This window comes from Methylobacterium oryzae (assembly GCF_036441375.1).
Classification (GTDB): Bacteria; Pseudomonadota; Alphaproteobacteria; order Rhizobiales; family Beijerinckiaceae; genus Methylobacterium; species Methylobacterium oryzae_A.
Genome location: NZ_MLCA01000001.1, coordinates 408,060 through 422,229 on the forward strand (window position 1 = coordinate 408,060; position 14,170 = coordinate 422,229).

Sequence of the window (14,170 nt, forward strand, 5' to 3'; positions counted from 1 at the left end):
CGCGGCGATACCCCGGGCGGAAAACGACTCGGTGCAAACGTCACCGGCCGGTCCCGATTGGCCCCTTGTGATCCGTCGGAGCGCGGGTACAGTTCGTGCCAAGCCCGCGAATATAAAATTCGGGCATTGGGATGAGGGAACGCCGATGTCCGAGACCGTGCGCGCCGCCGCCCGGATTGCGCCGATTCGGCGCGCTCTGCCCGCGCTGGTCGCGGCGGGGCTGGTCGCCGCCGGGCCCGTGCGGGCCGCCGATCCGATCCGGATCGGGGTGATCGCCGAGGCGCAGTCGGTGGCCGGGGCCTCGATCCCGCAGGCGGTGCAGCTCGCCGCCGACGAGATCAACGCCCAGGGCGGGATCGACGGGCGCCAGATCCAGGTCGTCACCTACGACGACAAGTCCTCCGCCTCCGACGCGGTCCGCGCCTTCCAGCGGGCGGTCTCCGAGGACAAGGTCAACCTCGTCATCGCCAGCTACATCTCGGAGGTCGTGCTGGCGCTGATGCCCTGGGCGGCCCGGCTCAAGACGCCGATGATCACGCCGGGCGCGGCCTCCAACGAGATCAGCGTCGCGGTCCACAAGGACTACGCGCGCAACAAGTACACCTTCCACGGCTACCTGACCTCGCACGCCCTGGCCCAGGCGGTCTGCGACTCGGCCAAGGATGTGCTGGTCGAGACGCTCAAGGCCAAGACCGCCGCGATCATGAGCGAGGACGCGGCCTGGACCCGGCCGCTGGACGCCGCCTACCAGGAATGCCTGCCGAAATCCGGGCTGAAGGTGGTGGAGCACGTCCGCTTCTCGCCGGACACGGGCGACTTCACGCCGATCTACAACAAGATCGAGGCGGCCAAGCCGGACCTGATCGTCACCGGCATCGCCCATGTCGGCGTGCAGCCGACCGTGCAGTGGCAGAACCAGCAGGTCCCGATCGCCATGACCGGCATCAGCGGCCAGGCGACCTCCTCGACTTTCTGGGCGAACACCAACGGCGGCACGCAGGGCGTCCTGTTCGACAGCGTGGCGCTGCCGGGCGTGGCGCTCACCGAGAAGACGAGCCCGTTCTCGGAGGCCTTCACCAAGCGCTTCGGCGGGGCGCCCTCCTACGCGGGCTTCATGGCGTACGACGCCGTCCACTACACCGCGGAGGCGATCAAGCGGGCGGGCTCCACGGAGGCCGACAAGCTCGTCGAGGCCCTGGAGAAGACCGACTACGTCGGCACGGTCGGGCACCTGAAGTTCTACGGCAAGGACGACCCGTTCACCCACTCGATCCAGTACGGGCCCGGCCTGATGACCAGCGTGCTCGGGCAGTGGCAGAACGGCAAGCAGGTGGCGATCTGGCCCGCGGGGGTGGCCAACGGGACCATGGTGCTGCCGCCCGCGGTCAAGCCGGCGGTCCAGTAGTCGGGCGGGGAGAGCGCGGTGATCGGCCTCCAGATCCTCGTCGACGGTTTCGCCATCTCGGCCCTCTACGCCCTCGGCGCGATGGGTTTCACCCTGATCTTCGGGGTCTCGGGCGTCCTCAACCTGACCCACGGCGCCCTGATGGTCATGGCCGCCGTGGCGGCCTGGGCGGCCTCGGCGCTGTTCGGGCTCGGCTCCTACGCGGGCGCGGCGATCGGCGTGCTGTGCGGGCTCGCGGGCGCCCTCGTCACCTACTTCGCGGTGGTCGCGCCGATCGAGCGCAGCCGGGCCATCCCGCGGGAGGAGAAGGAGATCTTCGTGCTCACCGGGACGCTGCTCTGGGGGATCATGATCCAGGAGCTCGTCGCCTACTTCTTCACCGACAACCCGAAGACCGTGCTGCCGCTCATCGAGGGCGTGGTCGAGATCGCGGGCGTCCGCACGCCGAAGAACGAGCTCTTCACCGCGCTGATCTGCTGGGTGGTGATCGGGCTGCTCTGGCTGTTCGTGAACCGGGCGCGGGCCGGCAAGGTCCTGCTCGCCGCCTCCATGAACCCGCGCGGCGTGACGCTGCTCGGCCACGACATGGCGAAGATCTACGTGGCGGTCTGGGCGATCTACGGCCTGCTCGCCGGCATCGCCGGGGTGCTGCTCGGGATGTTCCTCGGGGTGTCCTCGTATTCGGTGGGGCCGCTCACGGCGAGCGCCTTCTCGATCGTTGTGCTGGGGGGGCTGGGCAGCGTCACCGGCTCGCTGATCGCCGCCTACGTGGTCGGTTATCTGGAGACCGCCACCGCCTACCTGATCTCCCCGGCCTACCGGGTGATCCCGGCGCTGCTCCTGCTGGTGGCCGTCATGTACCTGCGCCCGCAGGGCCTGCTGGGGCGGCGGTGATGGTTGTTTTTGCACCCCGGGTTTCCAGCCCGCGCCCTCATCCTGAGGTGCGACGAAGCCGCCTCGAAGGAGCCCTCCAGCCAGCCGCGCGATCCCTGGAGGCCTCCTTCGAGGCCGCTGGCGCGGCACCTCAGGATGAGGGGAGTGGGTGGGAAAGGCCTCTGCGCCGAACGAGCCGGATCGCTGCCGTGTGCGAGGCCACCCCATGAAGCTCCTCACCACCCCCGGCTTCTGGATCGCGATCCTCGCCGTCCTGGCCGCCGCCACCCTGCCCTGGTGGGTCTCCGGCTACATCCTCGGCCTCCTGACCATCGCCTACTATTTCGGCGTGTTCTCGATGGCCTGGGACCTGCTCTTCGGCTTCGCCGGCGAGGTCAATTTCGGACCGACCTTCCTGATCGGGCTCGGGGCCTACGGCGCCGGCATCCTCAACAACCGCTACGAGCTGCCGATCCCCTACTGCCTCGCGGTCGGGACCGTGCTCGCCGTGGTCGGCGGGCTCGCCCTGGCGCTGCCGGCGCTGAAGGTGCGGGGCCCCTATTTCGGGCTGATCACCCTGGTGGCGGTGCTGCTCCTGCAGAACATGATCGTGGTCTTCTCCGACCTCACCGGCGGCGAGATCGGCCTGACCGTGCCCGACGTCATCTCGATCGACGCCGACACCAATTACTGGCTGGCGCTCGGCTTCATGGCGGTCTCCGGCCTGATCCTCACCGCCATCGCCCGCTCGCCCGCGGGGCTGATCCTCCAGGCCGCCGGCCAGGACCCGGTGGTGACCGGAGCGCTCGGCTTCAACGTCGCCAAGCACAAGCTCGCCGCCTTCGCGGTCAGCGCCGCCTTCTCGGGCCTCGCGGGCGGCTTGGTGGTCTTCTACATGGGCACCGCCTCGGTCGGCACGCTGATCAACACGTCGGTCGGCGTGCAGGTGATCATCGCGGCGGTGCTCGGCGGCCGCCGCACCATCGTGGGCGCGGCGCTCGGAGCCGTGTTCCTGATCGCGGCGGGCGAGATGCTGCGCCCGCTCGGCGGGCTCTCGACCTTCGTGGTCTCGGCTGTGGCGCTCCTCGTGATCCTGTTCGTGCCCTCGGGGCTGCTCGGCCTCGCCTCCTTCCGGAGCGCCCGATGACCGTCGCCGTGCGGCCCGCGCCGCTGAAGCCCGTCGCCCCGGTCGCCGCGACCGCCGAGCCCTGCCTCACCGTGCGCGGCCTGACCAAGCGCTACGGCGGCCTCGTCGCCGTCAAGGAGGTCGATCTCGACCTGCGGCCCGGCGAGATCCTCGGCCTGATCGGCCCGAACGGCTCGGGCAAGTCCACCGTGATGAAGCTGATCATGGGGCTGGAGCGGCCGAGCGCCGGCTCGATCCGCCTCGACGGCCGCGAGATCGGCGGCCTGCCGGCCCACCGGGTGGCGCGGTCCGGCATCGGCCTCGTGTTCCAGCACGCCCGGCCGCTCCAGCGGCAGACCGTGCTGGAGAATATCAGCCTCGCGCTCCTGCCCGACAGCCTGATCCGGCTGGCGGCCGATCCCCACGTGGCGCGGCGCGCGAGGGAAATCGCCGAGCGCGTCGGCCTCGGCGCCGTCGTCGACCGGCGCCCCGGCACCCTGCCCTTCGCCGACCTGCGCCGGCTGGAGCTCGCCAAGGCCATCGCCCGCGATCCCCGGGTGGTGCTGGTCGACGAGCCCTTCGCGGGCCTGACGGGCGGCGAGGTCGCGTCGTTCTCCGAGCTGATCCGGGGGTTCCGGGACGAGGGCAAGGCCGTGCTCCTCGTCGACCACAACGTGAAGAGCGTCTCGGCCCTCGTGGACCGGGTCTTCGCCATGTATCTCGGCGAGCGCATCGCCGAGGGCTCGGCCGAGTCCGTCATGGCCGACCCGACCGTGCGCCGGGTCTATCTCGGCGGCAGCATCGAGACGGCGGCCCGGCCCGAGGCGGCGTTCAAGCCCGACTCGCTGCTCACCGTCGAGGGCGTCGACGTGCTCTACGGCAAGGCGCAGGCCCTGCGCGGCGCGTCGATCCACGTCCACGAGGGCGAGTTCGTCTCGGTGGTGGGCCTGAACGGCGCCGGCAAGACCACCCTGTTCAACGCGATCTCGGGCCTCGTGCCGCACACGGGCACGATCCGGTTCGCCGGCCAGGATCTCTCCCGGATGAAGCCCGCCGCCATCGCCCGGGCCGGCATCGTCCAGGTGCCCGAGACCCGCGAGCTGTTCGGCGACCTCAGCGTGCGCGAGAATCTCGACCTCGGCGGCCAGCACTTCCCGAAGGCCGAGAGCGCCAAGCAGCGCGAGTGGCTCTACGAGCTGTTCCCGATCCTCAGGGCCCGCGAGGCGCAGAGCGCCCGCACCCTCTCGGGCGGCGAGCAGCAGATGCTGACTATCGCGCGGGCGCTGATGATGCGCCCGCGGCTCCTGATCCTCGACGAGCCGACGCTCGGCCTCGCCCCGGTGATCCTGGAGCTGCTGTCGAAGGCGCTGGAGAAGCTGCGGCAGACCACGCCGATCACGGTGCTGCTCGGCGAGCAGAACGTCACCTTCGCGCTCCCGCACGCCGACCGGGTCTACGTTCTGGAACAGGCGCGGATCGTCTGGGAGGGGCCGCCGCAGCGCTTCGCCAGCGAGATGGGATCGGCGTATCTGTGAGGAGGCTCGGGCGTCCAACCCATGTCCTCATCCTGAGGCGGCGGAGCGCAGCGTAGCCCTCGAAGGAGGCCTCCTTCGAGGCCCGCCGGCGCGGGCACCTCAGGATGAGGGTATGGATTGGATGGGCCTCATCCTCGAATTCGCGCTTGCAGCGGCCTGAGCGGAGCGGACACCGTGGACTTCACCCTCTCCCAGTCCCAGACCCACTGGCTGACCCGCGTCCGGGCCTTCATCGCCGACGCGATCCTGCCGGCCGCCGCCGCGGTGGCGGCCGAGCGCGCGGAGAGCCGCGAGCCCTCGCCCACCATGGAGCGGCTGAAGGAGAGGGCCCGGGCCGAGGGCCTGTGGAACCTGTTCCTGCCGCCCTCCCCCGAGCACGACACCGAGGACTACCGCGGCGCCGGCCTGACCAACCTCGACTACGCGCTGTGCGCCGAAGAGATGGGCCGGGTCGGGATCGCCTCGGAGGCGTTCAACTGCGCGGCGCCCGACACCGGCAACATGGAGGTGCTGCACCGCTACGGCACCGCGGCCCAGAAGGAGCGGTGGCTCAAGCCCTTGATGGCGGGGGAGATCCGCTCGGCCTTCCTGATGACCGAGCCGGAGGTCGCCTCCTCGGACGCCACCAACATCAGCACGTCGATCCGCCGGGACGGCGACCACTACGTGATCGACGGCCGCAAGTGGTGGTCGACCGGCGTCGGCGACCCGCGCTGCCGGATCGCGATCCTGATGGGCAAGACCGACCCGGAGGCCCCCCGCCACCGGCAGCAATCGCAGATCCTGGTGCCCATGGACACGCCGGGCCTGCGGATCGAGCGCCTGCTCCCGGTCTTCGGCTACGAGGACGCGCCCAAGGGCCACGGCGAGGTCGTGCTGGAGAACGTCCGCGTGCCCGCCGAGAACCTGATCCTCGGCGAGGGCCGGGGTTTCGAGATCGCGCAGGGGCGGCTCGGGCCCGGCCGCATCCACCACTGCATGCGCACCGTCGGGGCGGCCGAGGTGGCGCTGGAGGCCATGGCGCGTCGGCTGGTCTCCCGCGTCGCCTTCGGCAAGCGGATCAGCGAGCAGTCGGTCTGGGAGCAGCGGGTCGCCGAGGCGCGGATCGACATCGAGATGACCCGCCTCCTCTGCCTGAAGGCCGCCGACATGATGGACAAGGTCGGCAACAAGGGCGCCAAGCTCGAGATCGCCATGATCAAGGTCGCGGCGCCGCGGGTGGCGCTGAAGGTGATCGACGACGCCATCCAGGCCCATGGCGGGGCGGGCGTCTCGGAGGATTTCGGGCTCGCCAAGATGTACGCCCATATCCGCACCCTGCGGCTCGCCGACGGGCCGGACGAGGTCCACAACCGCTCGATCGCCCGGCTGGAATTCGGGCGCTACACCAATGCCCGGCCAGGAGCCCCGGAAGCGGAGCGGGCATGAGCGACGCCGAGATCTTCTCCGGCGTGAAGCCGGTCGAGCCGCGCCACCGGATCGACGAGGCGAAACTCGCCGCCTGGATGGAAGGACACGTCCGCGGCTACGCCGGCCCGCTCACCGTCCAGCAGTTCCGCGGCGGCCAGTCGAACCCGACCTACCGGCTCGACACGCCCGCCCAGGCCTACGTGCTGCGCCGGAAACCCTTCGGCCCGCTCCTGCCCTCCGCGCACGCCGTGGACCGTGAGTTCCGGGTGATCGGCGCCCTCTACGGCGAGGGCTTCCCGGTGCCGCGCCCCTTCGCGCTCTGCGAGGACCCCGACATCATCGGCGCGGCCTTCTACGTGATGGAGGCGGTCGACGGTGCCGTGCACTGGGACGGCGCCCTGCCCGGCCTCGAGCCGCACGCCCGCCACCGGCACTACGCGGGCATGATCGCCACGCTGGCGCGCCTCCACGCGATCGACCCGGAGGCGGCCGGGCTCGCCGATTACGGCCGGCCCGGCAACTACTTCGCCCGGCAGGTCGACCGCTGGACCCGCCAGTACCGCGCCGCCGAGGACGGGCGCCTGGCGGATGTCGAGCGCCTGATCGCGTGGCTGCCCCGGACCGTGCCCGAGCAGCAGGGCGCCTGCGTGGTCCACGGCGATTACCGCCTCGACAACCTGATCTTCTCCCGGGACGGCGGCGTCAGCGCCGTCCTCGACTGGGAGCTGTCGACGCTCGGCGATCCGCTGGCCGATTTCAGCTACCTGCTGATGCAGTGGGAATTGCCGGCCGACGGGCGCAGCGGCCTCGGCGGCCTCGACCTGCCGGCTCTGGGCATCCCCACAAGGGACGAGGCGGTGGCGCTCTACTGCCGGGCGGCCGATCGGACAAACCTGCCCGACCTCGACTGGTACTTCGCCTACAACCTGTTCCGGCTGGTCGGCATCCTCCAGGGGGTGGCAGCCCGCGCCAAGGCGGGCAACGCCGCGAGCGAGCACGCCGCCGCCATGGCGGCGCGGGTGCCGAAGCTCGCCGCCGCGGCCTGGAGCTTCGCCGAGCGGGCGGGGGCGTGAGCATGGAACTCGCCGGCCGCGTCGTCGCCGTCATGGGGGCCGCACGGGGCATCGGCCGGGCGCTCGCGGTCGCGGCCGGGGCCCGGGGCGCGACGGTCGTGGCTCTCGATCGGGACGGGGCCGGGGCGGAGGCCGTGGCGGCGGAGCTCGGCGGGCGGGCCTTCGCGCTCGACGTGGGCGATGCTGAGGCGGTCAGTACGGTCCTGGCGCGCATCGAGGCCGAGATCGGGCCGGTCGCCCTCTACTGCTCCAATGCCGGCATCCTGGAGCGCGATCCCGACCCGGATCTCGCCACCTCCGCCGACCCGGAGAGCTGGGCGCGCGCCTTCGCGGTGAACGTGATGGGCCATGTCCACGCGGCGCGGGTGCTGGTCCCGCTCTGGCGCGCCCGGGGCGGGGGCGCGTTCCTCGGCACCGTCTCGGCGGCGGGGCTGCTCAGCCAGATCGGCAGCGCCACCTACTCGGCCACCAAGCACGCGGCGCTCGCCTTCCTGGAGCACCTCGCCATCGCCCATGCCGAGGACGGGATCCGGGTCGCCGCCCTGTGCCCGCAGGGCGTCGACACCGCCATGCTGGGGGACGCCAGCGCCGCGTCGCGCGACGGCGTGCTGGCGCCCGAGGCCGTGGCCGAGGCCGCCCTCGACGGGCTGGCGGCGGGGCGCTTCCTGATCCTGCCGCACCCGCAGGTGGCGGAGTACGCCCGCCGCCGGGCCGAGGATCCCGAGCGCTGGCTCGCCGGCATGGCGCGCCTGCGCCGGTCGATGCGGGCGGGGGCGTGAGGATGGGCGGTGTCCGGCGACAGCGTCCGCGGCCGGATGCGGCGCGGGTGCCCTCTCCCGCACGGGAGAGGGGGCGCGTCGCGACCTTCCTATCCTGTGGAACGAGGATCGAAGCCGTTCGCCGCTTCATCCAGCGCGGAGGCGAGCCATGTCGCTGTTCGACCTGACCGGCAAGGTCGCCCTCATCACCGGCTCGTCGCGGGGCATCGGGCGGGCGATCGCCCTGCGGATGGCCGAGCACGGCGCCCGGGTTGTGATCTCCTCGCGCAAGCGCGAGGCCTGCGACGCGGTCGTGGCCGAGATCGAGGCTGCCCACGGGGCCGGCCGCGCCGTGGCGATCCCCGCCAGCATCTCGGTCAAGGAGGAACTGGAACACCTCGTCGCCGAGACCGAGAACCGGCTCGGGCCGGTCGACGTGCTGGTCTGCAACGCCGCCAGCAATCCCTATTACGGGCCGCTCGCCGGCATCTCCGACGCGCAGTTCCGGAAGATCCTCGAGAACAACGTCCTGTCGAACCACTGGCTGATCCAGAGGGTCGCCCCCGGCATGGTGGCGCGGCGGGACGGCGCGATCGTGATCGTCTCCTCGATCGGGGCACTCAAGGGCTCGCCGGTGATCGGCGCCTACAACGTCTCGAAGGCCGCCGACCTCCAGCTCGCCCGCAACTACGCGGTGGAGTACGGGCCCGCCAACGTGCGGGTGAACTGCCTGTGCCCGGGGCTGATCCGCACCGACTTCGCCCGGGCCCTGTGGGAGGATCCCGCCATGCTGGCCGCCACCACGGACGCCGCGCCCCTCCGCCGGATCGGCGAGCCCGACGAGATCGCCGGCGCCGCCGTGTTCCTGGCCTCCGCGGCCGGCCGGTTCGTCACCGGCCAGGCGCTCGTGATCGACGGCGGCGTGACGATCGCGCGATGAGCCCCGATCCCCGCATCCCCGCCGGCTGGCCGGCCCTCCCCTTCCGCGAGGCCGAGGCGCGGCTCACCGCCTCAGGGGGGCCCTTCGCCATCGCCACGGTCGACATCCGGGGCGTGCCGACCCGGATCTGGGAGAAGGCCCCGCCGACGCTGGGCGACCTGTTCCGGATCGCGCGCGGCCACGGGGACAAGACCTTCGTGGTCTACCGCGACGAGCGCGTGACCTTCACGGGCTTCGCCCGGGCCGCCACGGCCCTGGCGCGGGCTCTGGTCGAGGCCGGATTGCGCAAGGGCGACCGGGTCGCCATCGCGCAGCGCAACCTGCCCGAATGGCCGGTGAGCTATTTCGGCGCGCTGCTCGCCGGGGCGATCGCGACGCCGCTCAACGCGTGGTGGACCGGGCCCGAGCTGGCCTACGGCCTCCGGCATTCCGGGGCGCGGGTGCTGATCGCCGACGGCGAGCGCTTCGCCCGGATCGCCCCGCACCTGCCCGAATGCCCGGCCCTGGAGCGGGTCTTCACCACCCGCATGGAGGCGGATTCCCGGGCGACGCCCCTCGCCGACCTCCTCGGCCTGGTGGCGGATTGGGCCGCCCTCCCCGACCTGCCCCTGCCCGACATCGCCCTCGACCCGGAGGACGACGCGACCCTGTTCTACACCTCGGGCACCACGGGCAAGCCCAAGGGGGCGGTCGGCACCCACCGGGCGGCCGCCACCACGGTGATGGCCTACCCCTACTCGGCGGCGCGCAGCGCCCTGCGCCGGGGCGAGGCGCCGCCGAAGCCCGACCCGGCCGCGCCGCAGCGGGCGGCGCTGCTGGTGATCCCGCTGTTCCACGTCACCGGCTGCCACGCGAGCCTGGGGGCGGCGCTCTACGGCGGGCACCGGCTGGTGATGATGCACCGCTGGGACGCCGCCGCGGCCCTCGACCTGATCGAGCGGGAGGGCTGCACCAGCGCGGGCGGCGTCCCGACCATCGCGTGGCAGCTCGCCAATGCGGCCCGGGAGGCCGGCCGGCCCCTGCCGACCCTGGAGGGCGTCACCTACGGCGGCGCCCCGGCCGCCGGCGACCTCGTGCGGGCGCTCGGCGAGGCCCTGCCCCGGGTCGTGCCCGGCACCGGCTGGGGCATGACCGAGACCTCGGCGACCTTCACCCACCACCAGGGCGAGGATTACCTCGCCCACCCGGAATCCTGCGGGCCGCCGCTGCCGGTCTGCGAGGTGCGGATCGTGGATCCCCTCGGGCAGCCGCTGCCGCCGGGCGAGGTCGGCGAGCTCTGCGTGAAGGGGCCCAACGTGGTCCGCGGCTACTGGGACGACCCGGCGGCCACCGCGGAGGTCCTCTCCGCGGGCTGGCTGCGCACCGGCGACCTCGCCCGCGCCGACGACGAGGGCTTCCTGACCATCGTCGACCGGATCAAGGACATGCTGATCCGCGGCGGCGAGAACATCTACTGCTGCGAGGTCGAGAACGCCCTCTACGAACATCCGGACGTGATCGACGCCGTGGTGCTGCCGGTGCCCCACCCGACGCTGGGCGAGGAGCCCGGCGCCATCGTGGTGCTGGCCGAGGGCGCCGAGACCGGCCCGGAGGCGATCCGCGCCTTCGCGGCCGAGCGGCTCGCGGCGTTCAAGGTGCCGGTGCGGATCGAGATCTGGGACGCGCTCCTGCCCCGCAACCCCGCCGGGAAGATCCTGCGGGCGCCCCTGCGGGCGGTGTTCGCGGAGAAGTCAGGCCCGAACGGCTCAGGTCAGAACGGCTCGCCCTCGTCGTCCGGGCGGTAGACCCGCAGGGTCCGGCCGTCGGGGAACTGCACCGTCCGGCGGTGGACGACGACGTAGCCGGCGGCCTGCGCGCTGCTCAGGCGGTCGAGGCGGTCGTCGGTGTAGCCCGGCGCGTAGCCGTAGCCGTAGCCCGGCCCGTAATTGTAGGCCCGGTAGCGGGCGTAGCCCTCCGCGGGCGGCGCGGCGGCGACGATCTGCGGCCCGGCGCGGAGCGTCCGGGCCGGCGCCGCGGCCACGCCGGCCCGCGACGAGCGCCCGCGGAACCCGCGGCGCCGCGCGCGGTTGCCCCGCCATGTCCGCCCCCGCCGATGCGTCCTCCGGTCCCCCGCCCGGCCTGCGGGTGAGCGTCGATCTCAACCTGTGCCAGGCCTACGCCCAGTGCTGCTACGCGGCGCCGCGGCACTTCCGCATCGAGGGGCACGAGGCCCTGTTCTACGATCCCGCCCCCGCCGCGCGGGACCGGGCCGACATCGAGCGGGCGCGCGTCGCCTGCCCGGTCCAGGCGATCCGGGTCGAGGATCCGGAGCGGGGCGCCTGATGGCGCAGACCTCCGAGCGTGTCCTGATCGTCGGCGCCGGCCTCGCGGCGCTGCGCGGGGCCGAGGCCCTCCGCGCGGCGGGCTTCTCCGGCCCGCTGACGATCGTCGGCGACGAGCCGCACCGGCCCTACGACCGGCCGCCGCTCTCCAAGCACGTCCTCACCGGGGTGATCCCGGCGGAGGCCACGACCCTGCCGGGGGTCGGCACCCTCGCGGCGGAGTGGCAGCTCGGCAGCGCGGCGCAGCGCCTCGACCGGCAGGCGCGCACGGTCCGCCTCGCGGACGGGCGGACCCTCCCCTACGACCGCCTGCTCATCGCCACCGGCACCCGGGCCCGCCCCTGGGCGAACCCGCACGAGGGCCGCCTCGCCGGCGTCTTCACCCTGCGCGGGCGGGACGACGCCGCCGCCCTGCGCCGGGCGCTGGCCGCCGGCCCGAAGCACGTGCTGGTCATCGGTGCCGGCTTCATCGGCTGCGAGGTCGCGAGCCTGTGCCGGCAGCTCGACCTGCCGGTCACGCTGGTCGAGCCCGGCCCGACGCCGCTGGGCCGCGTCCTCGGCAGCACCGTCGGGGCGTTCATCGGCGCGATCCACGAGGGCCACGGCGTCGCGCTGCGCTGCGGCCGCGAGGTCGAGTGGCTGGAGGGCCGGGACGGCCGGCTGGTGCGCGCCCATCTCGTCGACGGCAGCAGCCTCGCGGCCGACATCGCCGTCATCGCCCTGGGGGCCGTGCGCAACACCGAGTGGCTCGACGGGTCCGGCCTGTCGGCGGATCCGGGCGGGGTCGATTGCGACGCGCGCGGCCACGTCCTCGATTCCGACGGCGAACCCGACCCGCGCGTCGCCGCCGCCGGCGACGTGGCGCGCTTTCCCCACCCGCTCTACGACGGCCGGCGCGTCGCCCTGGAGCACTGGAGCCACGCGGTGGCGCAGGGCGTCCATGCCGGCCGGCTCCTCGCCGGCGCGGAGCCCGAGTTGCCCTACGGCGCCCTGCCGACCTTCTGGTCGATGCAGGGCGACCTCGTGGTGAAATCCGTCGGCCTGACCGAGGGCGCCGACGCGGTGGCGATCACGCAGGGCGATCCGGCCGCCGGCCGCTTCGTCGCCACCTACGGCCGCGCGGGGCGCTGCATCGCGGCGGTCTCGGTCGATTCCGCCCGCTGGCTGCCGACCCAGGCCGAGCTGGTCGCGGCCCGCGCCCCCTTCCCGCCCCGGGGTGCCGCGACCGACCGGCCCGAGGGCGTCACGGTCTTCGAGCCCGGCTTTCCGTAGCGCGCCGGGAAACGGAACCGGCGCATCGCGCGAAGCCTTTGTCGTTGCAGCATCTTTCCCGAAGGCCGGTGACCGCTTTCCGGGACGATGCGCGAAGGAGATTGCATGCCCGACGCCACGCTCCTCGACCAGGTCAAGGACTTCGCCAACCGGCCGAATCCCTATCCGGTCTACGCGAAGCTGCGGGAGAACCCGGTCTCGCGCCAGGACGACGGCACGGAGGCCGGAACCTGGGTGGCGGCGACCCACGGCACCGTCGCGCGCCTCCTGCAGGACCCGCGGGTCAGCTCCGAAACCCTGCCCCCGGCCGACCGGCCGCGCACCGGCAACCCCCTCACCGACCTGATCGTGAAGCCGCTCAAGGACTGGATGATGGACCGGCACCGGGTCTTCATCTTCCGCGACCCGCCGGCCCACGACGCCCTGCGCTCCGCGGTGATGCACCAGTTCTCCCGCGAGCGCGTCCAGGCGATGCGTGCCCGGTCCGACCGGCTGGTGGCCGACCTGCTCAACGAGAAGTGCGGCGCCCGGGAGATCGACGCGGTCGACGACCTCGCCTACCCGCTGCCCGTGACGGTGATCTGCGAGCTGTTCGGCGTGCCCCGGGAGGACGAGCCGAAGTTCCACGGCTGGGCGACGCAGCTCGCCACCGCGCTGGAGCCCGACAGCCTGTCCGACCCCGAGATCCGCGCCGCGAACAGCCGGACCTTCGACGCGATCGGCGGCTACATGGCCGACCTGATCAGGGAGAAGCGCAGGCATCCGCAGGACGACATGCTGTCGGGCCTCGCCAACCACGCCACCCCGGCCGGCGTGAAGATGGGCGATTACGACCTCATCGCCACCTCGATCCTGATGCTGGTCGCCGGGCACGAGACCACCGTGAACCTGATCACCAACGGCCTGCTGACCCTGCTGCGGCATCCGGACGAGCTGGAGCGCCTGCGGCAGGACCCGATGCGGGCCCCGCGGCTGATCGAGGAACTGCTCCGCTACGAGCCGCCGGTGCAGTTCCGGACGCGGCGGACGCTGTCGCCCATCGACATCGCCGGGGTCACGATCCCCGCGGGCGCCGACCTCGTGCTGCTGCTGGCCGCCGGCAACCGCGACCCGGACGTCTTCCCCGATCCCGACCGGTTCGACCCGGACCGCACCGGGACCCGCCATCTCGGCTTCGGCGGCGGCCTGCATTACTGCGTGGGCGCGCCGCTGGCCCGGTTCGAGGCCGAGGCGGCCCTGACCGCCCTCGCCCGCCGGCTGAAGGCGCCGCGCCTGGTCGAGGACCCGCCGCCCTACCGGCCGGGCGCCGCCCTGCGCGGTCCGGAGCACCTGCGGGTGGCGATCGACGGGATCGCGTGAGCCGGGGGCGCGAATCCGGGCGGCCGCCGGGACCGGGGGCCCGGACGACCCGCATCCGGGACGCTGCCTCGACCCGCGCCTGCCGGTCGAGACGATCG

Annotated in this window: 13 protein-coding genes; 12 read left to right on the top strand and 1 reads right to left on the bottom strand. The window is 73.0% G+C overall.

From position 1 onward, the window contains the following. Positions 1 to 145: 145 nt before the first annotated feature. The 9 genes from MOTC310_RS01825 (at position 146) to MOTC310_RS01865 (ending at position 10,904) form a co-directional block, all read left to right on the top strand. Complete coding sequence (locus MOTC310_RS01825; RefSeq protein WP_331300595.1) at positions 146 to 1,405, top strand: ABC transporter substrate-binding protein; 1,260 nt, start codon at positions 146 to 148, stop codon at positions 1,403 to 1,405. A gap of 18 nt (positions 1,406 to 1,423) precedes the next feature. Next, a complete protein-coding gene (locus MOTC310_RS01830) occupies positions 1,424 to 2,299 on the top strand; it encodes a branched-chain amino acid ABC transporter permease (RefSeq protein ID WP_043386828.1) in 876 nt (291 codons plus the stop codon). Positions 2,300 to 2,504: 205 nt separating this feature from the next. Further along, positions 2,505 to 3,425, top strand: a complete 921-nt coding sequence (locus tag MOTC310_RS01835; RefSeq protein WP_331300596.1) for a branched-chain amino acid ABC transporter permease — start codon at positions 2,505 to 2,507, stop codon at positions 3,423 to 3,425. Then, the gene (locus MOTC310_RS01840) at positions 3,422 to 4,939 is read left to right on the top strand and encodes an ATP-binding cassette domain-containing protein (RefSeq protein WP_331300597.1); all 1,518 of its coding nucleotides are present in this window, start codon (positions 3,422 to 3,424) and stop codon (positions 4,937 to 4,939) included. Before MOTC310_RS01835 ends, MOTC310_RS01840 begins: the two co-directional genes overlap by 4 nt. Before the next feature lie 174 nt (positions 4,940 to 5,113). Further along, on the top strand, positions 5,114 to 6,367 hold the full coding sequence (locus MOTC310_RS01845) for an acyl-CoA dehydrogenase family protein (protein WP_331300598.1): 1,254 nt from the start codon (positions 5,114 to 5,116) through the stop codon (positions 6,365 to 6,367). Then, complete coding sequence (locus tag MOTC310_RS01850; RefSeq protein WP_331300599.1) at positions 6,364 to 7,422, top strand: phosphotransferase family protein; 1,059 nt, start codon at positions 6,364 to 6,366, stop codon at positions 7,420 to 7,422. Before MOTC310_RS01845 ends, MOTC310_RS01850 begins: the two co-directional genes overlap by 4 nt. A gap of 2 nt (positions 7,423 to 7,424) precedes the next feature. Then, positions 7,425 to 8,201 carry an SDR family NAD(P)-dependent oxidoreductase gene (locus tag MOTC310_RS01855; protein ID WP_331301447.1) on the top strand — a complete coding sequence of 259 codons (777 nt, stop codon included), beginning with the start codon at positions 7,425 to 7,427 and terminating at the stop codon, positions 8,199 to 8,201. 148 nt (positions 8,202 to 8,349) lie between these two features. Further along, on the top strand, positions 8,350 to 9,120 hold the full coding sequence (locus tag MOTC310_RS01860) for an SDR family NAD(P)-dependent oxidoreductase (RefSeq protein ID WP_331300600.1): 771 nt from the start codon (positions 8,350 to 8,352) through the stop codon (positions 9,118 to 9,120). Next, positions 9,117 to 10,904: a class I adenylate-forming enzyme family protein gene (locus MOTC310_RS01865; RefSeq protein WP_331300601.1), complete on the top strand. Its 1,788-nt coding sequence runs from the start codon at positions 9,117 to 9,119 to the stop codon at positions 10,902 to 10,904. The genes MOTC310_RS01860 and MOTC310_RS01865 overlap by 4 nt, the downstream gene beginning before the upstream one ends. Here the strand turns inward: MOTC310_RS01865 and MOTC310_RS01870 are convergent. Beyond that, positions 10,871 to 11,140, bottom strand: coding sequence for a hypothetical protein (locus tag MOTC310_RS01870; RefSeq protein WP_331300602.1), 270 nt, complete (start codon positions 11,138 to 11,140; stop codon positions 10,871 to 10,873). The genes MOTC310_RS01865 and MOTC310_RS01870 overlap by 34 nt on opposite strands. A gap of 56 nt (positions 11,141 to 11,196) precedes the next feature. Here MOTC310_RS01870 and MOTC310_RS01875 point away from each other — a divergent pair, with 56 nt between their 5' ends. From MOTC310_RS01875 to MOTC310_RS01885, 3 genes are all read left to right on the top strand, one after another. After that, positions 11,197 to 11,442 carry a ferredoxin gene (locus tag MOTC310_RS01875; protein WP_331300603.1) on the top strand — a complete coding sequence of 82 codons (246 nt, stop codon included), beginning with the start codon at positions 11,197 to 11,199 and terminating at the stop codon, positions 11,440 to 11,442. After that, the gene (locus tag MOTC310_RS01880; protein ID WP_331300604.1) at positions 11,442 to 12,713 is read left to right on the top strand and encodes an NAD(P)/FAD-dependent oxidoreductase; all 1,272 of its coding nucleotides are present in this window, start codon (positions 11,442 to 11,444) and stop codon (positions 12,711 to 12,713) included. The genes MOTC310_RS01875 and MOTC310_RS01880 overlap by 1 nt, the downstream gene beginning before the upstream one ends. A 105-nt stretch (positions 12,714 to 12,818) precedes the next feature. Next, positions 12,819 to 14,072, top strand: a complete 1,254-nt coding sequence (locus tag MOTC310_RS01885; protein ID WP_331300605.1) for a cytochrome P450 — start codon at positions 12,819 to 12,821, stop codon at positions 14,070 to 14,072. Positions 14,073 to 14,170: the final 98 nt, after the last annotated feature.